Origin of the sequence: Euryhalocaulis caribicus, assembly GCF_000412185.1 — a bacterium.
GTDB classification, from domain to species: domain Bacteria; phylum Pseudomonadota; class Alphaproteobacteria; order Caulobacterales; family Maricaulaceae; genus Euryhalocaulis; species Euryhalocaulis caribicus.
On the sequence record NZ_ASJA01000009.1, the window covers coordinates 85,887 to 111,240 of the forward strand.

Annotated in this window: 26 protein-coding genes; 8 read left to right on the forward strand and 18 right to left on the reverse strand. The window is 63.4% G+C overall.

From position 1 onward, the window contains the following. Positions 1-42: 42 nt before the first annotated feature. From L338_RS09120 to L338_RS09135, 4 genes are read left to right on the forward strand one after another with little or no spacing between them, the layout of a single operon-like run. Entirely contained in the window at positions 43-801 is a 759-nt protein-coding gene (locus tag L338_RS09120) for an arginyltransferase (protein ID WP_022698068.1), read from the forward strand. Beyond that, positions 802-2,025: a TRAP transporter substrate-binding protein gene (locus L338_RS09125; RefSeq protein WP_022698069.1), complete on the forward strand. Its 1,224-nt coding sequence runs from the start codon at positions 802-804 to the stop codon at positions 2,023-2,025. Further along, entirely contained in the window at positions 2,022-2,708 is a 687-nt protein-coding gene (locus L338_RS09130) for a TRAP transporter small permease subunit (RefSeq protein ID WP_022698070.1), read from the forward strand. Before L338_RS09125 ends, L338_RS09130 begins: the two co-directional genes overlap by 4 nt. Then, positions 2,708-4,300 carry a TRAP transporter large permease gene (locus L338_RS09135; RefSeq protein WP_022698071.1) on the forward strand — a complete coding sequence of 531 codons (1,593 nt, stop codon included), beginning with the start codon at positions 2,708-2,710 and terminating at the stop codon, positions 4,298-4,300. The genes L338_RS09130 and L338_RS09135 overlap by 1 nt, the downstream gene beginning before the upstream one ends. Here the strand turns inward: L338_RS09135 and L338_RS09140 are convergent. The 14 genes from L338_RS09140 to folK form a co-directional block, all read right to left on the reverse strand. Then, positions 4,297-5,304: a M48 family metallopeptidase gene (locus L338_RS09140; RefSeq protein WP_022698072.1), complete on the reverse strand. Its 1,008-nt coding sequence runs from the start codon at positions 5,302-5,304 to the stop codon at positions 4,297-4,299. The genes L338_RS09135 and L338_RS09140 overlap by 4 nt on opposite strands. A gap of 13 nt (positions 5,305-5,317) precedes the next feature. Then, complete coding sequence (locus tag L338_RS09145; RefSeq protein ID WP_422110944.1) at positions 5,318-5,872, reverse strand: LemA family protein; 555 nt, start codon at positions 5,870-5,872, stop codon at positions 5,318-5,320. Between the two features lie 66 nt (positions 5,873-5,938). Next, on the reverse strand, positions 5,939-8,179 hold the full coding sequence (parC, locus tag L338_RS09150; RefSeq protein WP_022698074.1) for a DNA topoisomerase IV subunit A: 2,241 nt from the start codon (positions 8,177-8,179) through the stop codon (positions 5,939-5,941). Between the two features lie 63 nt (positions 8,180-8,242). Beyond that, positions 8,243-9,115 (reverse strand): class I SAM-dependent methyltransferase, encoded by an 873-nt coding sequence (locus L338_RS16520; protein WP_022698075.1) that lies wholly within the window; start codon positions 9,113-9,115, stop codon positions 8,243-8,245. A 70-nt stretch (positions 9,116-9,185) separates the two neighbouring features. Next, on the reverse strand, positions 9,186-9,917 hold the full coding sequence (recO, locus tag L338_RS09160) for a DNA repair protein RecO (RefSeq protein ID WP_022698076.1): 732 nt from the start codon (positions 9,915-9,917) through the stop codon (positions 9,186-9,188). Between the two features lie 4 nt (positions 9,918-9,921). Continuing rightward, positions 9,922-10,866 carry a GTPase Era gene (era, locus tag L338_RS09165; protein ID WP_022698077.1) on the reverse strand — a complete coding sequence of 315 codons (945 nt, stop codon included), beginning with the start codon at positions 10,864-10,866 and terminating at the stop codon, positions 9,922-9,924. Further along, a complete protein-coding gene (rnc, locus tag L338_RS09170) occupies positions 10,859-11,551 on the reverse strand; it encodes a ribonuclease III (RefSeq protein ID WP_022698078.1) in 693 nt (230 codons plus the stop codon). Before rnc ends, era begins: the two co-directional genes overlap by 8 nt. Then, positions 11,548-12,312 (reverse strand): signal peptidase I, encoded by a 765-nt coding sequence (gene lepB / locus L338_RS09175; RefSeq protein ID WP_051122746.1) that lies wholly within the window; start codon positions 12,310-12,312, stop codon positions 11,548-11,550. The genes rnc and lepB overlap by 4 nt, the downstream gene beginning before the upstream one ends. A gap of 4 nt (positions 12,313-12,316) precedes the next feature. After that, a complete protein-coding gene (gene acpS, locus L338_RS09180; protein ID WP_022698080.1) occupies positions 12,317-12,742 on the reverse strand; it encodes a holo-ACP synthase in 426 nt (141 codons plus the stop codon). Further along, entirely contained in the window at positions 12,739-13,485 is a 747-nt protein-coding gene (locus tag L338_RS09185) for a pyridoxine 5'-phosphate synthase (RefSeq protein WP_022698081.1), read from the reverse strand. The genes acpS and L338_RS09185 overlap by 4 nt, the downstream gene beginning before the upstream one ends. Further along, a complete protein-coding gene (gene pyrE / locus L338_RS09190) occupies positions 13,482-14,066 on the reverse strand; it encodes an orotate phosphoribosyltransferase (protein WP_022698082.1) in 585 nt (194 codons plus the stop codon). Before pyrE ends, L338_RS09185 begins: the two co-directional genes overlap by 4 nt. Continuing rightward, positions 14,063-16,312 carry a RelA/SpoT family protein gene (locus L338_RS09195; protein ID WP_022698083.1) on the reverse strand — a complete coding sequence of 750 codons (2,250 nt, stop codon included), beginning with the start codon at positions 16,310-16,312 and terminating at the stop codon, positions 14,063-14,065. Before L338_RS09195 ends, pyrE begins: the two co-directional genes overlap by 4 nt. Positions 16,313-16,321: 9 nt before the next feature. After that, positions 16,322-16,681: a DNA-directed RNA polymerase subunit omega gene (gene rpoZ, locus L338_RS18200; protein WP_022698084.1), complete on the reverse strand. Its 360-nt coding sequence runs from the start codon at positions 16,679-16,681 to the stop codon at positions 16,322-16,324. Positions 16,682-16,744: 63 nt separating this feature from the next. Next, positions 16,745-17,275: a 2-amino-4-hydroxy-6-hydroxymethyldihydropteridine diphosphokinase gene (gene folK, locus L338_RS09205; RefSeq protein ID WP_022698085.1), complete on the reverse strand. Its 531-nt coding sequence runs from the start codon at positions 17,273-17,275 to the stop codon at positions 16,745-16,747. Positions 17,276-17,322: 47 nt separating this feature from the next. Between folK and L338_RS09210 the strand changes: the two genes are divergently transcribed. After that, positions 17,323-17,886: a LabA-like NYN domain-containing protein gene (locus tag L338_RS09210; RefSeq protein WP_022698086.1), complete on the forward strand. Its 564-nt coding sequence runs from the start codon at positions 17,323-17,325 to the stop codon at positions 17,884-17,886. Continuing rightward, positions 17,883-18,545: a uracil-DNA glycosylase gene (locus L338_RS09215; RefSeq protein ID WP_022698087.1), complete on the forward strand. Its 663-nt coding sequence runs from the start codon at positions 17,883-17,885 to the stop codon at positions 18,543-18,545. Before L338_RS09210 ends, L338_RS09215 begins: the two co-directional genes overlap by 4 nt. On the opposite strand, the gene L338_RS17015 is transcribed toward L338_RS09215, so the two are convergent. From L338_RS17015 to dapA, 3 genes are read right to left on the reverse strand one after another with little or no spacing between them, the layout of a single operon-like run. Next, positions 18,542-18,976, reverse strand: coding sequence for an SRPBCC family protein (locus tag L338_RS17015; protein ID WP_081639550.1), 435 nt, complete (start codon positions 18,974-18,976; stop codon positions 18,542-18,544). The two genes, L338_RS09215 and L338_RS17015, sit on opposite strands and share 4 nt — an antisense overlap. A gap of 6 nt (positions 18,977-18,982) precedes the next feature. Beyond that, a complete protein-coding gene (gene smpB, locus L338_RS09220; protein WP_022698088.1) occupies positions 18,983-19,435 on the reverse strand; it encodes an SsrA-binding protein SmpB in 453 nt (150 codons plus the stop codon). A gap of 5 nt (positions 19,436-19,440) precedes the next feature. Then, positions 19,441-20,319: a 4-hydroxy-tetrahydrodipicolinate synthase gene (gene dapA, locus L338_RS09225; RefSeq protein WP_022698089.1), complete on the reverse strand. Its 879-nt coding sequence runs from the start codon at positions 20,317-20,319 to the stop codon at positions 19,441-19,443. Between dapA and L338_RS09230 the strand changes: the two genes are divergently transcribed. Next, positions 20,318-22,435, forward strand: a complete 2,118-nt coding sequence (locus L338_RS09230; protein ID WP_022698090.1) for a lytic transglycosylase domain-containing protein — start codon at positions 20,318-20,320, stop codon at positions 22,433-22,435. The genes dapA and L338_RS09230 overlap by 2 nt on opposite strands. Here the strand turns inward: L338_RS09230 and L338_RS09235 are convergent. Continuing rightward, positions 22,432-23,457, reverse strand: coding sequence for a threonine ammonia-lyase (locus L338_RS09235; RefSeq protein WP_241762249.1), 1,026 nt, complete (start codon positions 23,455-23,457; stop codon positions 22,432-22,434). The genes L338_RS09230 and L338_RS09235 overlap by 4 nt on opposite strands. A 151-nt stretch (positions 23,458-23,608) precedes the next feature. Here L338_RS09235 and L338_RS09240 point away from each other — a divergent pair, with 151 nt between their 5' ends. Continuing rightward, on the forward strand, positions 23,609-25,327 hold the full coding sequence (locus tag L338_RS09240) for a long-chain-fatty-acid--CoA ligase (protein WP_022698092.1): 1,719 nt from the start codon (positions 23,609-23,611) through the stop codon (positions 25,325-25,327). Positions 25,328-25,354: the final 27 nt, after the last annotated feature.

The window sequence follows — 25,354 nt, forward strand, 5'->3', positions numbered from 1 at the left end:
GAACGCGATTCCGCGCGAGACGACAGACCGAGGCCAGCCGAGTTGAGCCACCCATTTCAGAGCCAGCAGCTGCAGTTCTACATGACGCGGCCCGCGCCCTGTCCTTATCTGGACGGGCTGCAGGAACGGAAGGTCTTCGCCCATCTCGACCCTCTGGCCGGCCCCGGCATGCACGACGCGATGATCCGCGCCGGCTTTCGCCGTTCCCAGAACGTGGTCTACCGCCCGGCCTGCGAGGGCTGTGACGCCTGCATTTCCGCCCGTGTTCTGGCCGGCCGCTTCGAACCGTCGCGTTCGCAACGACGCACATGGCGGCGCAATCGCGACCTGCGCGTCGAGGAAAAACCGGCCGAAGCCACGCGCGAACAGTTCCAGCTTCTCAAGCGCTACCTCGATCATCGTCATCCCGGCGGGGGCATGACGGAAATGACGTTCGGGGATTACGCCGCAATGACCGAGGAAGTCTGGGCCCGCACCCGTGTTTTCGAATATCGCCTGCCGGACGAGAACGGTCAGCGCGGACGCCTGATCGCCGCGGCCTTGTCGGACTGGATGTCGGACGGGATATCCATGGTTTATTCCTATTTCGATCCGGATTTGCCCGCGCGGAGCCTGGGCGGTTTCATGATCCAGCATCACATCGAAATGACGCGGCGGCGCGGCCTGCCGCATGTCTATTTGGGCTATTGGGTGCCGGGCAGTCCGAAGATGCGCTACAAACAGGATTACCAGCCGCTAGAGCTGCTTCGCCCCGGGGGATGGGCGGAAATCGATGAAAACGAGTTTTCGGGGGAGACATAGATGGACCGCAGGAAATTCCTGAAATTCGGAGCCGCGGGCGCCGCAGCGGCGACGACGGGCGCCTGCGCGGATAGTTCGAACGCCGACAGAGAGGCGGAGAGCGCCGCCGAATCCGCCCCCGCGCCACGCCGCGGCGCCAAGGAATTGTCCATGGTCACGACGTGGCCAAAGAATTTCCCGGGCCTGGGCGACATGGCGACGCGCACCGCGGACCTGATCGGACGCCTCACAGAAGGTTCGGTGACCGTGAAGGTGTTCGCCGCTGGCGAGCTGGTGCCCCCCTTCGAATCCTTTGATGCGGTCTCGACCGGCGCGGCGGACATGTATCACGGCGCGGAATATTACTGGCAGGGCAAGGCCAAGGGCTTTCCCTTCTTCGCAGCCGTTCCGATGGGCCTGACCGCCGACGAAATGCTGGGCTGGATCAAGTATGGCGGCGGACAGGAGTTGTGGGACGGCCTGTCGGCGCAATTCAACATCAAGCCTTTCCCGGCCGGCAATACCGGCCAGCAAATGGGCGGTTGGTTCAAGCGCGAGATCAAGACGCTTGAAGATTTCCGCGGCTTGAACATGCGCATTCCCGGCCTTGGCGGCGATGTATTGCGGCGGCTTGGCGGCGCGGCCGTGGCCATACCCGGCGGCGAAATTTTCCAGTCCCTGCAATCGGGCGCGATCGACGCGACCGAATGGGTGGGGCCGTGGAACGATCTGGCGTTCGGCTTCTACCGCGTTGCGCCGTTCTATTACGGCCCCGGCTTCCATGAACCCGGGCCGATGCTGTCCTGCGGCATGAATCTGGATGTCTGGAACAGCCTGACCGCGCACGAACAGCTGGCCGTCAGTACGGCCTGTGACTGGGCGACCAACCAGTCCATCGCGGAATACCAGCATCAGAACGCCCTGGCGCTGAACACGCTGGTCAATGACCACAAGGTGCAACTGAGAAGCTTCAGCGACGATATCTGGCGGGAAATCCAGCGGGTTTCCGCCGAGGTGATCAGCGAAATCGGCCAGTCGGACGCCACCACAAAGGCGATCTATGAAAGCTACATCGCCGCCCGCGGCCGCGCGATGCGTTGGAGTTCGGTTTCCGATGGCCCGTACTTGCGCGCCCGTACGCTGGGCACCGAATATGAGCGCAAGCCCGCCGAGACGCCCCGGCAACCCGCCTCCCCCGCCCAGAACGCGCCCGGCAACGAGCCCCCGGCTGACAACGAGCAATGAGCTATGACGCCTGGACGATGGTTGGCGCCGCGCTGGGCTGGCTCGGCTGGCTGACCAGCTGGATTCTGTTGCTGCCGCTTGTCGCCGTCATGTTTGGACTGGGCGGCGCATTCGGGAACAGCCTGCGGAGCTTGCTGGCGCGCCTGATCCGGGTTTCTGAGCGCATCAATGACGGGCTGGGCTGGCTCGCCAAGTGGCTGGCCGTGGCTCTGGTCGCCGTCGTCGCGATTGTCGTCGTGCAGCGCTATGTCTTCGGCGTATCCCTGACCCGCATGCAGGAGGGCGCGACCTATCTCCATGCCGGCCTGTTCATGCTTGCAGCGGGATCGACGCTGCTGGCGGACGGGCATGTGCGCGTCGATCTTTTCTACAGCAAGCTGTCGGCGCGCGGGAAAGCCCTTACCGATTTCATCGGGGTCTATCTGTTCCTCTACCCGATGTGCTGGCTGATGCTGAACATGTCGCGGGATTATGTGGCGCGCGCCTGGCGCGTGTGGGAGGGTTCGCCCGAAACTGACGGCCTGCCGCTGGTCTTTGCGCTGAAGACGCTGGTTCCGGTGACGGCCCTCCTTCTGGCGATGGCGGGATTCAGCCTGTCCGCCCGGGCGGCCCTGACACTGCGCGGGCGGCCGATCGAAGATCATGAACATCACGAGGCGCTGACCGGGACGAGGACCGCCTGATGCTCCTCGCCGAGATCTTCGCCATCACCATGATCGTCGTGACCATCGCCGCCCTGCTACGCGGATTTCCGGTTGCTTTCACCCTGGCCGGGGTGGCGTTAATTTTTGCCGGCGCGGGGGTGCTGACCGGGGCGTTCGAACCCGCCTTCCTGCGCGCATTTCCACAGCGCATCTATGGCGCGGTGATGACGAACGAGCTGCTGATCGCCGTGCCGCTGTTCGTGTTCATGGGCGTGATGCTGGAGAAATCCCGCATCGCCGAGGAATTGCTGGAGGCGATGGGCAAGCTGTTCGGTCCGATGCCGGGCGGGCTTGGCGTATCCGTTATTCTGGTCGGCGCATTGCTGGCGGCGTCCACCGGCATTGTCGGCGCGACCGTGGTGACCATGGGGCTGCTCTCCCTGCCCACCATGCTCAAGCGCGGCTATGCCCCGGAACTCGCCACGGGGTCGATCACCGCATCCGGAACGCTGGGCCAGATCATACCGCCTTCTATCGTGCTCATCCTGCTGGGCGACCAGATTTCCAACGCCTACCAGAACGCCCAGCGCCAGCTTGGCAATTTCGCGCCGGAGCCTGTCTCGGTCGGCGACCTGTTCGCCGGCGCGCTCATTCCAGGCCTGATGATGGTCGGGCTGTATATTCTCTATGTCATGTTCGTAGCCTTTACCCGGCCCTCCAAAGCGCCGCCCGTCCCACGCGAGCGCGGCCAGAGCGGCCCGGCTTTCGTCGCCGAAATCCTCAAGGCGCTCGCCCCGCCCCTGATTCTCATCGTTGCGGTTCTTGGCTCCATTCTGGCGGGCCTGGCCACGGCGACGGAAGCGGCGGCGCTGGGCGCGCTCGGCGCGACCCTTCTGGCCGGTTTCCGTAATGCCGGGGAGGCTGACAATCCGGCTTTCGGCCGCTGGGCGATCGGCCTGGGCGCGCTGGCGTTGATCCTGCTGATCCTCATGGGTGCCTTCCTGGATTTGCGGCTGGGACGCGCCGATGTCAGCGCCGGGGAAGCCGCGGCCACGACACTGGCCTATGTCCTGTCCGCCCTCGCCGTTCTCAGCGCGCTCTGGTCCGGCATGCGGCTGCTGTCGGGCGGCAAGCTGGGCGAGGTCTCGCGCTCCACGGCGGAAATCAGCGCCATGGTGTTCATCATCCTGATCGGCGCGACCCTGTTCAGCCTGGTCTTCCGCGGCTTTGGCGGCGACGAGATGGTTTCGCAGTTCCTCACCGGCATTCCGGGCGGCCAGTGGGGCGCGCTGATCGCCGTGATGGCAATGATGTTCGTGCTCGGCTTTTTCCTCGACTTTATCGAGATCACCTTTGTGGTGGTGCCCATCGTCGCGCCCTCACTGTTCATGATGGGCGTCGATCCGGTGTGGCTGGGCGTATTGATGGCGCTGAACCTTCAAACTTCGTTCCTGACGCCGCCCTTCGGCTTCGCGCTGTTTTATCTGCGCGGCGTCGCGCCGCCCGAAGTGACGACGGCGCAAATCTATCGCGGGGCGATTCCGTTCGTGATCCTGCAGCTTCTGGCGCTGGCGCTGGTTGCCGCCGTGCCCGCGACTGCGACATGGCTGCCGAACCTGATGGCCGGCTAGCCCCAGGGGCCGGCGGGCTGTTCCGCCGTTTCCGGCTCCAGCGCCGAAACCTGGCCGCCGGCAAATTTCACCAACGCATCTATCCGCTTCTCAATCGGCGGGTGCGTCGTGAACATCCCGGAAAAACCCTTGTGCGGGTTATAGAGAAACATCTCCCGCACCTCTCCGGGCGCGCCCTTGATATCCGCCTTGCCGGAGATTTTCTGGAGCGCGCGGATCATCGCATCCGGGTTCTTGGTCAGTTCAACCGACCCGGCATCGGCCAGATACTCGCGTTTCCGCGACAGGGAAAACCGGATCAGGATGGCGAGGATATAAGCCACGGCGAGTATGCCGATGGCGATCAGGATCAGGACGCCCGCCTGTCCGCCGCCCGACCGCCGGCTGCGGTCCGTCCGCCCCATATGCCCCCAAAAGAAGCTGCGGGCGACGATCTCCGCCACGAAAGAGATAATGCCGACAAATATGACCGAGATGATCAGCAGCCGCACATCCCGGTTACGGATATGCGTCAGCTCATGCGCCATGACGGCCTCGACTTCGTCTTCGTCCAGCGCGTCCAGCAGGCCGCGGGTGAAGGTGATCGTGTAGTCCTTTTCCTTCAGTCCGCTGGCAAAGGCGTTCATCGCGCCGGTTTCGATGATCTTGAGCTTCGGCATGGTCATCCCGCGCGAAATGCACAGGTTTTCCAGCATGTTGTAGAGTTCGGGCTCATCGGACCGCGTGAGCGATTTTGAGCCCATCGCCATGGAGATCATGGCGTCATGCCCTACCCAGGCAATGCCGAACCAACCCGCGGCCGCGATCAGCGCAAAGGGGGCGACGAAGGGCAGCCGGGAGAGCGCGATGGCCGCACCCTCCCCCACGCCGTAACCGTTCATGCCGGCCCAGACGAGCGTGCCGGCATAGGCCAGCGCGATCAGAAGCACCGGGAACATCGCCAGAAGGAAGATGCTGGCCCGGTTATTCTTCCAGATATGGGTTTTCAGGCCGAAGGCCTGCATGGCTCAGCCGTCCCTAGAAGCTGACGTCCGGCGCGGCCTCGACCTTGGCGCGGTCGTCCACGTCGACCTCGAAATATTCCTTCTTCGAGAAGCCGAGCGGCGCGGCGAACAGCACGGCCGGGAATTGCTCGACCGCGGTGTTCAGTTCCGCCACGGAATTGTTGAAGAAGCGGCGGGCCGCCGCGATCTTGTTTTCCACGTCCGACAGCTCGCGCTGCAGCTCCAGAAAGTTCTGGTTGGCCTTCAGGTCCGGATAGGCCTCGGCCACGGCAAACAGCTGGCGCAGCGCGCCGGTCAGCAGGTTTTCGGCCTGTTGCTGGTCCTGCAGAGAGCTGGCGTCAATCGCCTGCTGGCGCGCTTGCGTGACCGCTTCCAGCGTTTCCCGCTCATGGCTGGCATAGCCTTTCACGGTCTCGACGAGGTTCGGAATGAGGTCGTAGCGCTGCTTAAGCTGGACGTCGATATCGCCCCATGCCTGGTTGACCGCCTGGCGCAGAGCCACAAGGCGGTTGTAAATCGTGATGCCGAAAATCGCGACGACAACAACGATCGCGAGCAAGATCCAGATAAAGGTCACGGTGTCTCTCCCGGTGAAATGGCGTTGCGTCTAGGAATACCGCCCGCGGCCCCGAGCTTAAAGGCGGAAATCGGGGCCGAATTTCCCGGTCCGCGGGAATCCTTTCGGCGCAAGGCGTCCCGCCTGGGCGCGCTTGCCTTCATATTCCTTCCATTCGGCAATCTCGCGCCGCCGGCCGGATGTGTCGATCACGGTAAAGCCATCCTCGGCGTTGAATACCGCCACGTCGGCCAATCCGCCGTCGCGGAAGGTCTGTAGCTTCACGCCCTTGCCGCGCGACAGCTCGCTCACCTCTTCCAGCGGATAGATCAGCAGCTTGCGGTTATCGCCAATCACCGCCACGCGGTCACCGGTGACTTCGCGGGCCGCCGCCGCTTCCACGTCGCCGCTGACCGTCATGACCTGCTTGCCGGACTTGGTCTGTGCGACCAGGTCCTTCTCCGAGGTCACGAAGCCATAACCCGCTGACGAGGCCAGCAGCAGCTTCCGCTCGGGATCGTGCCGGAACAGGGCAATCGGCTCGTGGTCTTCTTCCAGGTCCAGCATCAGGCGCAACGGCTCTCCCGCGCCGCGGCCGCCCGGCAACTTGTCGCCCGCCAGCGTATAGAAACGGCCATTGGAGGCGAACAGCATGATCTTGTCGGTCGTTTCCGCCTGCACCACGAACTTCGCGCGGTCGCCTTCCTTGAATTTCAGGTCGCTGACGTCATCGACCTTGCCTTTCAGCGCACGGATCCAGCCTTTTTCCGACAACACGACGGTGATCGGTTCGCGGACAACCAGCGCCTCGCTGACCATTTCGGCCGCACCTTCCGGGGCTTCGCCAAACTGCGTGCGGCGGGGATCGTCCTTGAAGGCGTCGCGCGCTTCGCGGATCTGATCTGTGATCCGCGCCCACTGCTTGTCCTCGCTGCCCATCAGGGCTTCCAGCTCGCCCTTCTTCCCGGACAGCGAGTCGTGCTCCTTCTTCAGCTCCATCTCTTCCAGCTTGCGGAGAGACCGGAGGCGCATGTTCAGGATCGCCTCGGCCTGCCGGTCGCTCAGCTTGAACGCGGCGATCAATTCCTTCTTGGGCTCGTCCTCTTCCCGGATGATTCGGATCACCTCGTCCAGGTTCAGATAGACGATCAGATAGCCTTCCAGCACCTCCAGCCGGTCGGCGATGGCGGCGAGGCGGTGACGCGTGGCCCGCTGCAGAACCTCACGGCGGTGATCCAGCCAGTATTGCAGCACATCGCGCAGGCCCATGACGCGCGGCGCGCCATGCGGGTCCAGCACATTCATGTTCAGGCTGACCCGGCTTTCCAGATCGGTCAGCTTGAACACCGACTCCATCAAGATTGCCGCCTCGACCGTCCGGCTGCGCGGCTCCAGGATCAGGCGCACGTCCTCGGCGGACTCGTCGCTGACCCCGCCCAGCAGCGGCAGCTTCTTGGAATCCACCAGTTCGGCGATGCGCTCGACCAGCTTGGATTTCTGGATCTGGTACGGAATTTCCGTAATCACGATCTGGTACTGACCGCGCCCCAGATCCTCGGTCTCCCATTTCGCACGCAGGCGGAAAGAGCCGCGCCCGGTGGCGTAGGCCTCGGCAATGCCGGCCGGATCATCGACCAGAATGCCGCCCGTCGGGAAATCAGGCCCCTTCACATGCTCGATCAGCGTGTCGGTGCGGGCATTGGGATGCTTGATCAGGTGCAGCGCCGCGTTGCACAGCTCGCCCGCATTGTGGGGCGGAATGGACGTCGCCATGCCCACCGCGATCCCCGCCGCGCCATTGGCCAGCAGGTTCGGGAAACCGGCGGGCAGTACGACGGGCTCTTCATCCTCGCCAGAATAGGTCTCGCGGAAATCAACCGTATCCGCGTCCAGCCCCTCAAGCAGAAGCTTGGCGGCCTGAGTCAGGCGGGCCTCGGTATATCGCATGGCGGCGGCGTTATCGCCGTCCAGATTACCGAAATTCCCCTGCCCCTCGACCAGCGGGTACCGCGCCGCGAAGGTCTGCGCCAGACGAACCATGGCGTCATAGACCGCCTGATCGCCATGTGGATGATACTTACCGATGACGTCGCCCACCACGCGGGCGCACTTCTTGAAGCCGGATTTCGGATCCAGCTTCAATTCCCGCATCGCGAACAGCAGGCGGCGGTGAACCGGCTTCAGGCCGTCGCGGACATCAGGCAGCGCACGCTGCGTAATGGTGGACAGCGCATAGGCCAGATAACGGGTGGAGAGAGCCTCGGTAAGCGGCTCGTCCTGTATGCGCCCGGCGTCGGGCGGAGGCGTCAATTCGGTCATGACGGCATTGTCTCTGATTCGAGCGAAATCGGTACGCCGGGGAGCGGCGTTTTATACGGCGGGTCAGGCTGTCTTGCGCATCCAGAACGATCCGCCGCCATATTCGATCATGCCCGTGCGCCGCATGAAATGCACCGGCAGCAGCACGTCCCAATGATCGGAGAATTGCAGCATCGCCGCCAGGGCGTGCTGCTCATTGAACTGCTTCACGCGGATCGCCGCCGGATATTCAAAAGGCAGATAGATGTCGTGAACGTGCACCAGAACGCCCGGCTTGAGCACCGGGAAAACGTTCAGCAACGCATGGGTCACGTCCGTCCCCTGCAGCATGACGTGCGACCCGTCGAGGAAGAACACATCCCCGGCTTCAAGCGCCGCGAAGGCATCCAGCGGCACGTCCAGCAGGTTCTGCTCGATATGCTCATCGGTCTTGCCCTCGATCTCCGCGCGGGGCGACGGGTCGATCGAGGTGATCCGGGTCTGTAGCCCGTGTTCCTCTATGGCCTTTCGCAAAAACCGGGTGGAATGGCCAACCCCCACCTCGACCCAGCGTCTGGGATCATGAACCGCGGCGATGGCATAGAGCGCGCGGGCGTCGGCGCGGGAGAAATAACCGTTCTTCCAATAGACCGCCTGCGGATCGTCGTCCGGGGCGTTCTCCGGAACCGCGTTCAGCGCCTCGGAATAGAAATGAGGCTTCAGTTCTTCGAAAAACGCCTCGAAATGGGCGCGGTCGCGTTCCAGGCGCGCTTCGACAGCCTCGAAACGGTAATTTTCGGGCAATTCCTTCTGGATTTCGCCATAGGGCGCGGCGGGAATGAAAGCGCCGTGTTTCGAGAGAAACTCCGACAGCGCGCCGGACATGGCGTCCTGCAAATCGCGCCGGACTGCGGGGCGTTGCGCCAGAAAATCGATGATATCACGTGATTTGCTCACCTACCCGTCCCTCGCGAAGAATAGAAAGCGCGGCATATCAGGGCCCCGCGCGACGGCCAAGCTTTCGCCTCTACAGGCGTCCGGCTTTCTCCAGCCGCTCCAGCATCTCGGCGCGCGCCTCCGGCAATTGCTTGTCAGAGGGCCAAAGCACCCAGCGCTCCAGAAAATGCCCGGTCAGGGCGAACGCCGCCGCCACGTCGCCCTCCTTCAGATTCGGCGCGCCGCCGCGCATATATTCGGGTAGCAGGAACAGCTTGTCCTTATAGGGCTCGCCAGCCGCCTCGCTGACCGCCCGGCCCGATTTCGGGCTGACATAGATCAGGTCTTCCTCGACTCCGGTCGCCGCGCACCGCCGCAAATCCAGCCCGAATCCCAGCTCCGCCAGCAACCCGGCTTCGAACCGCGTCATCAGGGCCGGCCAGATGTCGGGCTGATCCATATTGGCGATCAGCGTGGAAAAGGCGTCGAACAGTTTGGGATGCGCTTCGCGCTCAGGCGCCACCTGGGAAAGCAGCGTGCAGGAGGCATTAAGGCCGGAAATGGCCAGCCGGTCATCCAGCAATTCCGCCGGAAACGGATCCGCCGCATCGATTTCAAAATAGCCCAGATGGTCTTCCAGCCGCGCCCGCCAGGTTGCCCGCACCTGATTGCCGGGCTGCAAAACACCGCGCAGACGCTTGGATCGCCCGCCGCGGACCAGCCCGGCATGACGGCCCTTTTCCGGGGTCAGCAATTCTATAATGGCGCTGGATTCGCCATGGGGACGGACCCGGATGACGATACCCTGATCGGTCCATTCCATGGCGTCAGACGTCGAACTCCAGTCCCAGCGGCGTGTAGAGACTGCGCTGTTCGGACCAGTTTTCCTTCACTTTCACATGCAGGAACAAATGCACGCGGCGGCCGAGGATTTCTTCCAGCTCTTCCCGCGCACGCTGCCCGATTTCACGGATGGCGCGGCCCTGCTTGCCCAGAACGATGGCGCGCTGACTTTCCCGCTCCACGAATATCGTCTGCTCGATCCTGACCGAGCCGTCGCGCTTTTCCTCCCAACTCGCTGTTTCCACGGCGGTGGCGTAGGGAAGCTCCGCGTGCAGGCGCAGGAACAGTTTTTCGCGCGTGATCTCGGCGGCCAGCAGACTTTGCGGCAGGTCCGCCGCCTGATCGGGTGGATAGAGATACGGGCCTTCCGGCATCGTTTCCGAAACAGCTTTCAACAGATCGCCTACACCGTCGCCCTTGGTCGCTGACAACATGAATATCTGGCTATAAACACCTGTATCATTGAGTGTTTGCGCTAACTCAAGCAGCGGTTCCCGCTTCATCGCGTCAATTTTGTTCAGCGCCAGAAACGCCGTCCGCCCCGCCTCCTTGAGGCCGTCAATAACCCGCGCGACATCATCTCCGGAGCGGTGGTCGGAGCCGGTTTCATCAGGCGTGCCGATCCGCGTCTGGGCGGCGGCGTCGACCACATGGATGATCGCGTCGGCCTCCTCCGCGCCCGTCCAGGCCGCGCGCACCATGGCGCGGTCCAGCCGGCGGCGCGGGGCAAAAATGCCGGGCGTGTCGACAAACACGATCTGGGAGTCGTCATGCATGGCGACGCCGCGCACCGGAAAGCGTGTCGTCTGCACCTTGTGCGTCACGATCGAGACCTTCGTCCCGACCATCTGGTTTACCAGCGTCGACTTGCCGGCGTTCGGCGCGCCAATAACGGCGGCAAATCCGGAACGTGTGCTTGGGTCAGCCATTATCGGTTTCTCGCTTGAACAGGGCTTCGGCAGCGTTGCGTTCGGCGGCCTGTTTTGAACTCCCCTTCCCCCGCTCGGGTTTCACGCCCTCCAGGCTGACTTCCACCTTGAATTTCGGCGCGTGATCGGGGCCCGACCGGCCCACGATCGTATAGCGGGGAACGTCGTAACCCTGCGCCAGCGCCCATTCCTGCAGGGCGGTCTTGGGGTCGCGCGGTTTATCGATGACCTTCTTCAGTTCTTTCTTCCAGAAGGAATCATAGAAGTGACGGGCCACCTTCAGCCCGCCATCCAGATACAGCGCGCCGATCATGGCCTCGCAGGCGTCGCCCAGGATGGAATCCTTTTCCCGGCCGCCGCCCCGCTCCTCCGATTTGCTGAGCCGCAGCGCCTTGTCGATACCGGCGTCCAGCGCCACCCGGGCGCAGGTTTCCCGCCGCACCAGCGCGTTCAGGCGCGGCGCCAGTCCGCCTTCGGCGACGTCGGCAAATGTCTCATAGAGCTTTTCGGCGGTCAGAAGGCCCAGTATCCGGTCGCCCAGAAATTCCAGACGTTCATTATTGCTGCGGTCGCCCGCGCCATCGCCAAAGCTGGAATGAGTCAGGGCGCGGATCAGCAGCTCGCGATCCTTGAACCGGTGTCCGATCCGGTCCTGCAGTTCGGCGAGAGCCGGGTCCTTGCTCACAATTCTTCGGCGTTGGCCCTGACGCCGTGGAAGAAGCGGCCCAGCCGGAAATTGAACCAGGTCCAGGGCCGCAGCAGGCGGAAATTCTCATTGACGGAGAAGAAGATGATCTGCGCCTTGCCGACCAAATTCTCCGCCGGAACCGCATCGAAATAGCGGCTGTCGCGGCTGTCGTCCCGGTTGTCGCCCATCATGAAATAATGGTTCTCGGGCACGAAGAAGACTCGCGTATTATCGGCCGGGCCGCCTTTGCGCTGATCGAAAATGATGTGCGTATCGCCGTTCGGGAAGGTTTCCCGATAGACCTGAGTGGCGCGGCGGTTTCCGAAATCGTCCGTCGTATTGAGGCTTTTCACGAATTCATGGCCGACCGGCTGACCGTTGATGTTCAGCACGCCGTCGATCATCTGGATCCGGTCGCCGGGCAGGCCCACAACCCGCTTGATATAATCGGTGCGGTTGTCGCGCGGATATTTGAACACCACGACATCGCCGCGATCTGGCTGCCCGCCCAGAATCCGTCCGTCAAAAATGGGCGGCGACAAAGGCAGGGAATGGCGGCTGTAGCCATAGGAAAACTTGGACGCAAAGATGTAGTCGCCGGTCGCCAGCGTCGGCACCATGGACTCAGATGGAATATGGAAAGGCTGGAACAGCAGGGTGCGCAGGATCAGCGCAATGCCGAGCGCATAGACGATCGTGCGGACATTCTCGCCCAGCGCGCTTTTCGAGCCCTTCATATTCAAAACACGATCCATCATTGTCTTATCCGCGCGGCGCCGGTTGAGCAGGCGCGATGGCGGCTTCAATAATCACAAAAGCCTGCGCCAGCGGGAAGTCGTCCGTGATCGTCAGGTGAACCTGCACCGTATGCCCGTCCGGGGTCATCGCCGCAAGCCGTTCCGCCGCGCCGCCCGTCAGGGCCAGCGTCGGTTTTCCGCTCGGCAAATTCACCACGCCCATGTCTCGCCAGTGCACGCCGCGCCGCGGCACGCCGGTTCCCAGCGCCTTGGCGCAGGCCTCTTTGGCCGCAAAACGCTTGGCGTAACTCGCCGCACGCTCCCGGCGCTTGTCGGATTTGGCCTGTTCGATCTCGGTAAAGATGCGCTGCACGAAACGGTCGCCGAACCGGTCCAGCGAATGTTCGACCCGGCGGATATCAATCAGGTCGTTGCCCATGCCAAGGATCATGCGCGCGCCTCCGCAATCAGCGCCTTCATGCGCCTGATCGCCTCTTCCAGCCCGATGAAGATCGCCTCCCCCATCAGGAAATGCCCGATATTCAGCTCACGCATCTCCGCGATGGCTGCGACCGGCTTGACCGTGTCGAACGTCAGGCCGTGTCCGGCGTGGATTTCAAGCCCGCGCCCCGCCCCGTCAGTGGCGGCGTCGCGGATCCGCTCCAGCTCGGCTTCCGAGTCTTTCGTTTCACCTGCGAAAACGTGCTCGACATAGCGGCCGGTATGAAATTCCACGACCTCCGCGCCCAGCGCCGAAGCCACGGCGACCTGTACCGGGTCCGGCTCGATGAACAGCGACACGCGAATGCCGCCTTCCTCGCGCAGCCGACGCACGACGGGGGCAAGCTGGTTGTGATGCCGCGCGGCGTCCAGCCCGCCCTCTGTCGTCCGCTCCTCGCGCTTTTCAGGCACGATGCAGCAATGGGGCGGGCGGTGGCGAAGCGCGATCTCCACCATCTCGTCCGTGGCGGCCATTTCCAGGTTCAGGGGCAGGTCGATCTCGTCCACCAGCCGCTGGATATCATTGTCCCCGATATGGCGGCGGTCTTCCCGCAGATGGGCCGTGATGCCCTCGGCGCCCGCCTCCGCGGCCAGCCGCGCCGCGCGCACGGGATCGGGATGGTCTCCGCCGCGCGCGTTCCGGATGGTCGCGACATGGTCGATATTGACCCCGAGGCGCGGCAGGTCGCTCACGCAAGGCCCCGGCTGCCCGGTTTCACCGGCGGAATGGCTTTCAGTTCTTCAGGAAGTTCGTCTTCCTTATAGGCCGGGAAATCGACCTGGGCGAGCGAGATGAGTGGCGCGCCAATATCCGCCTTGCCGCCCGACCGGTCGATCAGGCACGCGCCGGCAAGGATTTCCGCGCCCGTCTTGCGCAGCGCGTCCAGACATTCGCGGGAAGACAGCCCCGTGGTCACGATGTCCTCCACCATCACCACGCGCTCGCCCGGCTGCAGCGCGAAACCTCGACGCAGCTGGAATTCACCGTCCTCGCGCTCCACGAACAGGGCGTCGCAGCCCAGATGCCGCGCTGTTTCATACCCCGGGATAATTCCGCCCACGGCGGGCGAAACAACGGCGTCGACCGGACCGCCCACGGCGTCGCGTATCTTCTTCGCCAGCGCCTTGCAGAGCTTCTCTGTCCGGTTGGGATCCTTGAAGACCTGCGCCTTCTGCAGGAAGACCGGGCTGCGCAGCCCGGAAGACAGAATGAAATGGCCTTCAAGCAGGCCGCCGGCCGCCTTGAATTCGTCGAGTACGTCCTGGGTATTCACCGTCGCTTGGTCTCCTGTGCGCGTTTGGCCTTCACCACGCTGCGGCTGGCGCGCAGGGCGGCGATGATGTGCGACAGGTGTTTGGCGTCCAGAACCTCGATATCCAAGCGCATGTCGAAGAAATCTGTGGACCGATTGAGGGTGGAAACATCGGTAATGTTACCGTTGTTCTCGCCCACGATCTGCGCGATCTCGGCCAGCACCCCGGCCTCGTGCACCACGGTCACCAGAACCCGGCTCATGGCCGTCGCTTTCTCGGCCTCCGGCGTCCAGTCCAGGTCGACCCAGCGGTCCTTGTCCTCGTCAAAATCGGCCAGCGTGTCGCAATCTATGGTGTGGACCTCCACGCCGATTTCCGGCTGCAATATGCCCACGATGCGGTCGCCCGGCAGCGGCGTGCAGCACTTTGCGAAATGCAGCGTCACGCCAGGCGTCAAATCCTTGTCCTTGCCGCGCACGAAAAGCTGCGCCTTCTCCTCGCGGATCAGCCAGCGCGGTCGTCCCCGCAGGCGCTTGGCGTCCTTGCGGCCGGGGAATACGGCGTCCAGCAGGTCCGCCCCGGTAATGCGATTGCGGCCCAGCTCTTCATAGAGGCGGTTCTCGTCATCCACTTCCAGCCGGCGCAGCGCATCGTTGAGATTGGACTTGCGCAGTTCCTTGCCCTCGCGCCGGAACGCGGATTCGGCAATTACCCGGCCCAGCTTGACGAATTCGTCCTTCTCGCTGGTCCTCACCAGACGCCGGATGGCGGACCGCGCGCGCCCGGTGATGACCAGGTCTTCCCAGCCGGAAATCGGCGCCGGCGACCCGGCGCGCAGGATTTCCACCACGTCGCCGTTATTCAGCGTGGTGGTCAGCGGCCGCTCGCGGCCATTGATACGGGCGCCGACCGTGGTGTCGCCCAGATCGGTATGGATCGCATAGGCGAAATCCAGAGGCATCGCGCCCGCCGGTAGCGGAATAAGCTGGCCGCGCGGAGTGAAGGTGAACACCTGGTCGGTGAACATCTCCAGCTTGGCGTGCTCCAGGAATTCGTCCGGGTCGCCGCCATGCTCCAGGATTTCCACGAAGGGCCGCAGCCGCGCCAGCGGGTCGCCGCCCGCGCGCTTGGCCGCATCGGCGTCGAACCGGTAGGCGTCATCCTTGTAGCGCCAGTGCGCGGCGACGCCGTGTTCGGCGACCGTATCCATTTCCTCGGTGCGGATCTGCAGCTCGACCCGCATCTGGTCCGGGCCGATAATCGTGGTGTGCAGGGAGCGGTAATTGTTCGGCTTGGGGACAGAGATGAAGTCCCGGAAACGGTCCGGCACGCAACGCCAGCGCTGATGGATGATGCCCAGCGTTCGGTAGCAGGTATTCTCCTCGTCCACGACCACGCGAAAGCCGTAGATATCGGCCAGCTCCTCGAAGCTCAGCGACTTGCGCTCCAGCTTGCGCCAGATCGAATAGGCGCTCTTTTCACGGCCATAGACCCGCGCGGACACGCCTTCCTTCTCCAGCATGTCGACAAGGTCGGCCGTGATCTGGGCGATCTTGTCGCCAACCTGCTCGCGCAACACCGCCAAACGCCTGGAGATCGTCTCGAACGCCGCCGGGTTGAGATGCTTGAAGGACAGCTCCTCCAGCTCGGTACAGATGCGGTTCACGCCAATACGCCGCGCAAGCGGAGCATAGATTTCCAGCGTCTCGCGGGCGATACGTTCGCGCTTCTCCGGCTTGGAGATGAAATGCAGCGTCCGCATATTGTGCAGCCGGTCCGCCAGCTTCACCAGCAGGACCCGGACGTCGTTGGAAATCGCCAGAATGAACTTCTGCAGGTTTTCGGCCTGTTTCGTCCGCTCCGAATTCAGCTCCACCTGGCCCAGCTTGGTGACCCCGTCGACCAGCTTGGCGACCTCCACGCCGAACATCTCGGCAACCGTGTCGAAACTGGCGTCGGTGTCCTCGATTACGTCATGCAGCAGCGCCGTCGCGATAGAGGCGGAGTCGAGCCGCAGGTCTGTAAGAATTTCCGAAACCGCGACCGGGTGGGCAAAATACGGATCGCCCGAAGCGCGCATCTGGTCACCGTGCATTTTGACGGCGTACACATAGGCGCGGCTGATCAGATCTTCATCGACATTCGGGTCATAGGCCCGGACCCGGTCGACAAGCTCATATTGACGCAAAAAACCGCGCCGGTCCGCCGGCGCGGTTTGCTGCGTCGTTGCTGCTGTGTCTGCGTGCTCGCGAACAGCTTCGGCCAAGGCGGCTCCTTAGAACCGGTTATCCGGCCCGGCGTCGCGGTCGGTCTGCAGAGCGCGAAGCATGTCTTCCTCGCTGATGCCCTCGTCACCGCCGCGGCTGGCGATGGCCGCGCGTTCTTCTTCGTCCTCGACATCCTCCAGCGGAATAACGCGCTGCAGGCTGGAGACGAGGCTTTCTTCCAGATCGGACGGCTTGACCGCCTTCTCGGCGATTTCGCGCAGCGCCACGACCGGATTCTTGTCGTTGTCGCGGTCCAGCTTCAGTTCAGCGCCGGCGGAAACATTCCGGGCGCGATGTGCGGACAGCAGAACAAGCTCAAAACGGTTCGGAACCTGTTCGATGCAATCTTCAACGGTGACGCGGGCCATGCGCCCTCCTGGAAAACGAAAAACCTAGACGAAACTTCTGTTTAGGGGCCCCTGCCCTTGTATTCAAGACCGCTTGTGCGTCTGCGAAGGGCTCAAGCGCAGTCGCGACAGGCCTTCACGCGCCTCGCCGGGCAGGCTTTCCAGCACGCTCCGCGCCCGTCCATGCGCCGGATGCGACCATTCCGGCGCGATGTCCATAACCGGCGCCAGCACAAAGGCGCGCTCATGGGCGCGCGGGTGCGGCAGAGTCAGGTGTTCGCCCCCTGCCGTCCGCCCGTCATAATCAATCAGGTCCAGATCCAGTGTACGGGAGCACCATCGCGGCTCGCCCGCGCGGTCCCGCCCGAACGCCTTTTCCACCTCCAGCAAGCGCGTCATCAGCGCCTCCGGCGCCAGGCTTGTCTCGATACGCGCCGCGGCATTGGCGTAGGGGGGATCAGCCGGATCGGGCCAGGCCGGGCTGCGCCACAGCCCCGACCGCGCAACAACCGCAACATCCCCCTTCTCGGGTAACGCCCGTATGGCCTTCAGCAAGGTGATTTCCGGCGGACGTCCTTGAAAAGGACGGTTGCCGCCAAGGGCTATGATGATCATGCTACGCGCTTAGTCTTCTATATTGATTGCAATTACGGGATTTGATCATGGCATTCTATCCGAATGAACGTCTGGCGCTGATGATTGATGGCGCGAATTTCTACTCCGCCGCCAAATCTCTCGATTTCGACATCGACTATCGCAAGCTTCTGGAAGAATTCCGCAAGCGCGGCCGCCTGATCCGCGCCATCTATTACACCGCGCTGGTGGAGGATCAGGAATATTCCCCGATCCGTCCCCTGATCGACTGGCTGGATTATAATGGCTTCAGCGTCGTCACGAAGCCCGCCAAGAGCTATACCGACCACCAGGGCAATCGCCGGATCAAGGGCGATATGGATGTCGAGATTGCAGTCGACGCCCTGCAGCTGTCAGACAATCTGGACCACATCGTCCTGTTCTCCGGCGACGGCGATTTCCGCAAGCTGGTCGAGGCGGTGCAGGCCAAGGGCGTGCGGGTCTCCGTCGTGTCCAGCCTGAAGACCGATCCGCCGATGATCTCCGACGATCTGCGCCGTCAGGCAGATTCCTTTATTGACTTGGCGGATCTGGAAGGCCTGATCGGCCGCGCGGGGGGCTCCAACAACCACGATGACGACGACGATTCGTGAGCGCGGGAACCTTCGCGCCTGAAGCGCCTCGCGACTGTCCGCTCTGTCCGCGCCTTGTCGAATTCCGCGAGGAATGGCGGGCGAAAGAACCTGACTGGTTCAACGCCCCGGTCCCGTCTTTCGGAGCGGAAGACTGCCGCCTGCTGGTCCTCGGTCTGGCGCCCGGCCTGCGCGGGGCGAACCGGACGGGGCGGCCTTTCACCGGCGACTGGGCGGGCGACCTCCTCTATCCCACGCTGCAGAAATACGGCTTTGCGAAAGGCGAATATGACGCGCGGCCGGATGACGGCCTGAGCCTCACTGACTGCATGATCACCAATGCGGTGCGGTGCGTGCCGCCCCAGAACAAGCCGACGGGGCCGGAAGCCAAAACCTGCCGCAACTATCTGGGCGCCCGGCTTGAGGCCCTGCCCCGGCTTCAGATCATCGTCGCGCTCGGCAAGATTGCCCACGACAACGCTTTGGCGACTCTCGGCTACAAGCTGTCCGCAAAGAAATTCGCGCACGCCGCTGAACATGAACTGGAGGGCCCCAACGGCCCGCTTCTCATGATCGATAGCTATCACTGCAGCCGCTACAACACGAACACCGGCCGCCTCACCGAGGCGATGTTCCACGACGTGTTCGAGAAGGCGAAAAAACGTATGGAGTCGGCTTAACGCCGGGCCAGCATCGCTTTGCGGCGTCCATGTCGCCAGCGATACATGAAGCCCGCCCATGCCGCGTAAAGCGGCGTCATGGCCCCTGCATCAACCTCAATAGTCTCTGACAAACGCACGCCGTCCTCATAGGGAAACACGTGCAGGCTATGCCGCCATGCCTTTACCGGACCGCCATGCTCGAAACTGCGCAAAACGCGACGTCCCGGATCGTATTCCAGAACCTCCATTACCCATGGCGAACGCGGAAAAAATCCAAACAGCGAAAATTCGCTCTTGATGACTTGTCCGGTCTTTAAAGGCGCATCCGGGAGGCCATGAAATCTGACCAGCCCTCTCATCGCCGCTTGGACACTCGCCCAGTCTGTAGCCGTTTCCCATAACGCGTCCGGTGAAGCTGCGTAATCATGGTTTAGCTCCACGGTCTGCATGGCGCGTCAGTTATGTTCGCGCAGGATGCGGGCTTTCTGGCGTTCCCAGTCCCGCTTCTTGACCGTCTGGCGCTTGTCGATGGTCTTCTTGCCCTTCGCCAGCCCCAGCTTCAGCTTGGCGATGCCGCGATCGTTGAAATACAGCGTCAGCGGGACCAGCGTCATGCCCTCGCGCTGGGTGGCGGCCGATAGCCGGGCCACCTCGCGTGCGTGGAGAAGCAGTTTGCGGTGCCGCTTGGGCTCATGATTGTGCCGGTTCGCGGCGGCGTACTCGGGAATATAGGAATTGATCAGGAATATCTCGCCGCCCTCGTCGCTGGCATAGGATTCGGCAATATTCGCCTTGCCTTCGCGCAGCGATTTCACCTCGGACCCGGTCAGCGCCAGTCCGGCCTCGATCTCGTCCTCGATCTCGTAGTCGAACCGCGCGCGGCGGTTCTTGGCGATCGTCTTGCCCATGCGTCCTATCCGTCCAGCAATCCTGCGCGGCTCATCGCCGCGCGCACCGCGTCCTTTGCGGCCTCGCCCGGCTCCGTGATCGGCAGGCGCACATCCACGCCCGACCGGCCCAGCAGGGAGAGCGCGTATTTGGCGGGTCCGGGGCTGGGATCAAGGAACAGCGCCTTATGAAGCTCAGCCAGACCGGAATCGATGCTGCGCGCTTCGGCCAGTTCACCGGCCGCCGCGGCGTCCCAGATCTGCGCGCACAGGCCCGGCGCGACATTGGACGTGACGGAGATCGCGCCGTCGCCGCCATTCGCCGCGAACTCGACCGCGGTCGAATCGTCACCGGACAGCAAGGTGAAATCCTCGCCGCAGGCTTCGCGCTGATCGCGCGCCCGCGCCATGTCGCCTGTGGCGTCTTTGACCCCGACGATCCGTTCCAGCCTGGAAAGCGCTGACATCGTTTTCACTGACATGTCGATTACAGAACGGCCCGGGATATTGTAGATAAGTATCGGCAGGGAGACCGCATCATGAATGGCCTCGAAATGGCGATACAGCCCCTCCTGGTTGGGCTTGTTGTAATAGGGCGTGACAATCAGCAGGCCGTCCGCGCCCGCCGCTTCCGCTTGCCGGGAGAGCGCGATGCCTTTTGACGTATCGTTAGACCCGGCGCCGGCGATGACCGGCGCGCGGCCCGCCGCGGCTTCCACGGTCAATTCGATGACCCGGCGTTGCTCGTCCGCCGACAGAGTCGGCGACTCGCCGGTGGTGCCGCACGGCACCAGGCCGTCCGTGCCTTCGTCGAGCTGCCATTGCACCAAACCTTGCAACGCGGCCTCATCGACCGCGTTGTTCTTGAAGGGCGTTATCAAAGCAGTCAGGGATCCAGTGAACATGAACCTTCCTTCGGGCGCAGATCTGACTTTCGCGGCGGACCTTAAGCGGGCCGCCCTTGGCGCGAAAGGGCGCATGCTCATGCTGGCCGCGACAACGGGCCTGATCGCCGGCCCGGCGCTGGCCCAGAGCGTTCCGGTTCCCCGGCCCAAGCCCGAACCTGCGCCTTTCACACAGACCCTGCCGCCACAGGAATTCAACCGGCTGGAGGCCGCGTTCGAGGCTTCCCGCGACGGCGACTGGGGCGCGGTGCGCGCGGCGATTCCCTCGATCAACGACCCGGTCGCCCGCAAGCTTCTGCTCTGGCGCATCGCGACCTCGGACGAACAGACCAGCTTCCGCGATCTGGCGAACCATATTGAACAGCTGGACGGCTGGCCGAACACCAACGCGATGAAGCGGGACGCCGAATATGCGCTCAGCGACAAGAACAGCGCCTATATCCCGCCGTCCGAAATCGCCGCCTATTTTTCCGAAAACCCGCCGATCACCGGCGAAGGTCACGCCATCTACGCGTTCGCGCTGTTCGACCTGAATCTGCCGGACGACGCGGAACTGGAGCTGAAGAAAGCCTGGCGCGGCCAGACGCTGAAACTGGAAACACAGCGCCGCATTCTGAACGAACACGCGCAGCGCCTGTCGGCGGACGATCACTGGTCGCGCGTGGATTTCCTGCTCTGGGCGGATCAGCGCACCGCCGCGCGGGATGTCATCCCCTATCTGTCGGCGGAGAAAAAAGCGGTCGCCCAGGCGCGTCTCGGCCTGACCGAAGGCACGTTGTCGGCCGCCAATGTCCCGTCCAGCATGGCCGGCGACCCCGGCATCCTGCACCAGCGCGCCCGCGCGGCGCGCCGCCGCGGCGACGATACCGGCGCCATCGCCAATCTCCGCGCCATTACCGAAAATCCGTCGGTGGAAACCGGCCGGGGCGAGCTGTGGAACATGCGCCACCTGATGGCGCGCGAGGCGCTCGAGCTGAAGGACTATCGCGCCGCCTACGACCTCACCAAAGCAACCGATCTGGAAGACGCCGGCGACCGGTCAGAGGCGGAATTCCTCGCCGGCTGGGTCGCGCTGCGCTTCCTCGACATGCCTGAGGCTGCAGGCGAGCACTTCAAGATCATCACGGAAATCGTCTCGACCCCGGTATCGCTCTCGCGGGGACAATACTGGCAGGGCCGCGCCGCACAGGCCGCGGGCGACACGGAGGCCGCGCAGACCTATTACACACAGGCCGCCGAACACATCACCACCTATTACGGCCTGCTGGCCGCCGAACGGCTGGAAAGCCTGACCGGCGAACCCGCGATGATTGTCATTCCGGCGGATCCTGAAATCACCCAGGCCGATATCGACGCCTTCGAATCCCGCGAGCTGGTGCAGGCCGCCCGGATGCTGGGCGAGCTGGGCGAGGACTGGTGGTTCACCGTGTTCGCCTATCACATCGAGGACACGATGCAGGACGCGGCGCAATTCGCGCTGCTGTCCGACATGGCCAAGGATTACGGCATGATGCGCCCCGCCCTGCGCGTGGCGAAATCGGCCCGCAACCGGCACATCCCCGTGATGGAGCGCGCCTATCCGCTGGCCTTCACCCCGCCGGAAGGCCCGCAATATGTCGAACCGGCGCTGGCGCTCGCCATTTCGCGTCAGGAAACCGAGTTCGATCCGCGCGCCGTCAGTCACGCCAACGCGCACGGGCTGATGCAGCTATTGCCCACAACCGCGCAATCCACGGCGCGATCCCTGGGGCGGCCCTATCGTTATTCCTGGCTGTTGGACGATCCCGATTACAATGCGGAGCTGGGCAGCTCACACCTCAAACAGCTGGTGGGCGATTTCAACGGCTCCTACATCGTGTCGATGGCGGGCTATAACGCGGGCGCGTCACGCGGGCGCCGCTGGATCGCGACCTATGGCGATCCCCGGGCCGGCGCCATCGATCCGGTCGACTGGGTGGAGCTGGTGCCGTTCGGCGAAACGCGGAACTATATCCAGCGCGTGATCGAGAACTTGCAGGTCTATCGCGCGCGCCAGAACGGCAATACCGCGCCCGTGACGATCACCGAAGATCTCAATAAGGGCTCGATCCCGAAAGCCAGCCTGTCTCCGACCTAAAGCCGGGCCAGCGCCCGCTGGTAAATATCCGAATCGACATTGCCGCCGGTCAGCACCACGCCGACGCGGCTGCGCCGCGCGAACGGCTTGCGCGACAACAGCGCCGCCAGCGCCGCCGCGCCGCCGGGCTCGACCACCAGCTTCATGCGGCGGAAGGCGAACGCCATGGCGTCCAGCGCCTCGTCATCGCTGACGGCGAAGCCGCCGGCGACCCGCTCCTTGTTGATCGCGAACGTGATCTCCCCCGGCGCTGGCGACAGCAACGCATCACAGATCGATCCGCCGCGCCGCTCATTCCCGACAATCTTTCCGGCGTCGAACGATTTCATATGATCGTCGAAGCCTTCGGGCTCCGCCGTGTAGATTTTCGTGGACGGGCTCAGGCCCTCCATGGCCAGCGCGATGCCGGCCGTCAGCCCGCCGCCGCCCGCGCAAACGATCAGCGCGTCCAGCGGCCCGCCCGCCGCCTGCGCCTGCCGGGCGATTTCCAGCCCCGCCGTGCCCTGCCCTGAAATCACGTCCGGATCATCGAAGGACGGCACCAGTGTCGCGCCGGTTTCCGCCGCTATCCGCGCGGAAATTTCCTCCCGGCTTTCAGTTTCCCGGTCATAGGTGACGATTTCGCCGCCCAGGCGGCGGACGCCCTCCATTTTCACTTTCGGGCTGTCTTCCGGCATCACGATGGTCGCCGGCGCGCCGAACGCCTTCGCCGCCGCCGCAACGCCTTGCGCATGATTGCCGGAGGAAAACGCCACCACCCCGCGCATGCGCTCTTCGGTGCCCAGCCGCGCAATACGGTTGGTCGCGCCGCGAATCTTGAAGGATCCCGTGCGCTGCACGTTCTCGCATTTCACGAAGACAGTCGCGCCCGCGGCTTCGTCCAGCGCCTCGAAACGCAGGAAGGGCGTCACGCGGGCCAGCGGGCGCACGCGCTCCTCGGCGGCGCAAACATCGTCAAAGCCGGGCGGCGTGGAATCCATGGGGGATTTAAAGAGACCGCGGATCGTATTCGTCAAACTCATTTCAAAATCACCTTCTGGACGGCGGGACAGGTAAAAACTGCGAATTACCTATAATTCAAGCCGGATTGCGCTTCACGAGCGCTTGTCAGGCCGCGCCACGCCCGCTTAACTCGGCTCAACTAAAGGAAAAGCCTGTTTGGGAGGAGCCGCCATGATGCGCGGATTAATGATGGACGCCCCGCTGATGATCAGCGGAATTCTGAGACACGCCGCGCTTAATCACGGGGGCCGGGAAATTGTCACCCGCCTGCCGGAGTCGGGTGAAATCCACCGTTATGGCTATCGCGACGCCTGGAAACGCTCTCAGCAGGCAGCCCACGCCCTGACAAAGCTCGGCGTGGCGCCGGGCGAGCGCGTGGGCACGATCGCGTGGAACACGCACCGGCATTTCGAACTCTATTATGCGGTGTCCGGCATCGAGAGCGTGATCCACACGATAAATCCGCGCCTGAAGCCCGAGCAGATCGCCTGGATCATCAATCACGCCGAAGACAAGATCGTCTTCTTCGACACCACATTCGCCCCGATCGTTGACGGGATCGCGCAGCACTGCCCCGGCGTTGAAAAATGGGTGCTGATGGCGGGCGCCGAACACAAGCCCGAAATGAAGACCGAAATCCTCACCTATGAGGAACTGATCGCCGACGAGCCCGATGAGTTCGACTGGCCGGTCTTCGACGAACACGCCGCCGCCTGCCTCTGCTACACGTCCGGCACCACGGGCGATCCCAAGGGCGTTCTCTATTCCCATCGCTCCACCGTCCTGCACGCGATGAGCTCCATCGCGCCGGACGTGATCGGCGGCGGCGCCGAAGCCTCGATCCTGGCCGTGGTTCCGATGTTCCACGTCTCCGCCTGGGGTCTGCCCTATGGCGCGCCGATGGCGGGCGCGAAACTGGTCATGCCGGGCGCGCAACTGGACGGCGCCAGCCTGTACGAGCTGATCGACGGCGAGGACGTCACCTACATGGTGGGCGTGCCCACCGTCTGGCTCGGCGTGCTGGACTATCTGCGCAAGAACGAAAAACGCCTCGACAAGGTCGAAAAAATCTTGTCCGGCGGCTCCGCCCTGCCCGAGGCGCTGCTGCGCGCCTATGAGGAAGGCTATGGCGTCACCATGCAGCAGGGCTGGGGCATGACGGAAATGTCGCCCATCGGCACGATCGGCACGCTGAAACCCAATCATGACGGGCTGCCGCAGGACGAGAAGGTCAAGATCAAGCTGAAACAAGGTCTGGGCGTTTATGGCGTGGAGCTGCGCGTGGTTTCCGAAGACGGCAAGATTCTGCCGCGCGACGGCAAATCGTCCGGCCACCTTCAGGTGCGCGGGCCGTGGATCGCCAGCCAGTATTTCAAGCGCGACAGCGACGATCAGTTCACCGATGACGGATGGTTCGACACCGGCGACATCGCGCACCTGGACGATGATGGCTACATGACCATTACCGACCGCGCCAAGGACGTGATCAAGACCGGCGGCGAATGGATTTCCTCCATTGATCTGGAAAACGCCGCTATGGGCCATCCCGACGTGGCGCAGGCCGCCGCCATCGGCCTGCCCCATCCAAAGTGGCAGGAGCGCCCGCTACTGGTCGTTGTGCCGAAAGAGGGGTGTTCTCCCACAGAGCAGCAGATACAGGATTACATCGCGGAAAAATGCGCCAAGTGGTGGGTGCCGGACGCGGTCGAATTCGTCGAGGAACTGCCGCTCGGCGCCACAGGCAAAGTTCTGAAGACCGATCTGCGCGAACGCTTCAAGGACTACAAGCTCGGCGAGGACAAGCCGAAGAAAGCCAGGCCGGAAACCTCGGCCGCGCCGGAAACCGATAATGGCGGTGAAAAGCGGAAAAAATTCCTGGGAATTTTCTAGGGGTTTGAGCGCAGACGCTGAAGGTGA

Excerpts from the sequence above, each read along its gene's own strand:
- smpB (WP_022698088.1), bottom strand. The coding sequence starts at position 19,435 with ATGGGCAAGACGATCGCCAAGAACCGCCGCGCGCGGTTCGACTACGAG.
- acpS (WP_022698080.1), bottom strand. The coding sequence starts at position 12,742 with ATGATCCTTGGCATGGGCAACGACCTGATTGATATCCGCCGGGTCGAA.
- L338_RS17015 (WP_081639550.1), bottom strand. The coding sequence starts at position 18,976 with ATGCAGACCGTGGAGCTAAACCATGATTACGCAGCTTCACCGGACGCG.
- L338_RS09135 (WP_022698071.1), top strand. The coding sequence starts at position 2,708 with ATGCTCCTCGCCGAGATCTTCGCCATCACCATGATCGTCGTGACCATC.
- rpoZ (WP_022698084.1), bottom strand. The coding sequence starts at position 16,681 with ATGGCCCGCGTCACCGTTGAAGATTGCATCGAACAGGTTCCGAACCGT.
- L338_RS09240 (WP_022698092.1), top strand. The coding sequence starts at position 23,609 with ATGATGCGCGGATTAATGATGGACGCCCCGCTGATGATCAGCGGAATT.
- folK (WP_022698085.1), bottom strand. The coding sequence starts at position 17,275 with ATGATCATCATAGCCCTTGGCGGCAACCGTCCTTTTCAAGGACGTCCG.
- L338_RS09210 (WP_022698086.1), top strand. The coding sequence starts at position 17,323 with ATGGCATTCTATCCGAATGAACGTCTGGCGCTGATGATTGATGGCGCG.
- L338_RS09230 (WP_022698090.1), top strand. The coding sequence starts at position 20,318 with ATGAACCTTCCTTCGGGCGCAGATCTGACTTTCGCGGCGGACCTTAAG.
- recO (WP_022698076.1), bottom strand. The coding sequence starts at position 9,917 with ATGGAATGGACCGATCAGGGTATCGTCATCCGGGTCCGTCCCCATGGC.
- era (WP_022698077.1), bottom strand. The coding sequence starts at position 10,866 with ATGGCTGACCCAAGCACACGTTCCGGATTTGCCGCCGTTATTGGCGCG.
- L338_RS09130 (WP_022698070.1), top strand. The coding sequence starts at position 2,022 with ATGAGCTATGACGCCTGGACGATGGTTGGCGCCGCGCTGGGCTGGCTC.
- dapA (WP_022698089.1), bottom strand. The coding sequence starts at position 20,319 with ATGTTCACTGGATCCCTGACTGCTTTGATAACGCCCTTCAAGAACAAC.
- L338_RS09140 (WP_022698072.1), bottom strand. The coding sequence starts at position 5,304 with ATGCAGGCCTTCGGCCTGAAAACCCATATCTGGAAGAATAACCGGGCC.
- parC (WP_022698074.1), bottom strand. The coding sequence starts at position 8,179 with ATGACCGAATTGACGCCTCCGCCCGACGCCGGGCGCATACAGGACGAG.
- L338_RS09235 (WP_241762249.1), bottom strand. The coding sequence starts at position 23,457 with ATGAGTTTGACGAATACGATCCGCGGTCTCTTTAAATCCCCCATGGAT.
- L338_RS09125 (WP_022698069.1), top strand. The coding sequence starts at position 802 with ATGGACCGCAGGAAATTCCTGAAATTCGGAGCCGCGGGCGCCGCAGCG.
- lepB (WP_051122746.1), bottom strand. The coding sequence starts at position 12,312 with ATGATGGATCGTGTTTTGAATATGAAGGGCTCGAAAAGCGCGCTGGGC.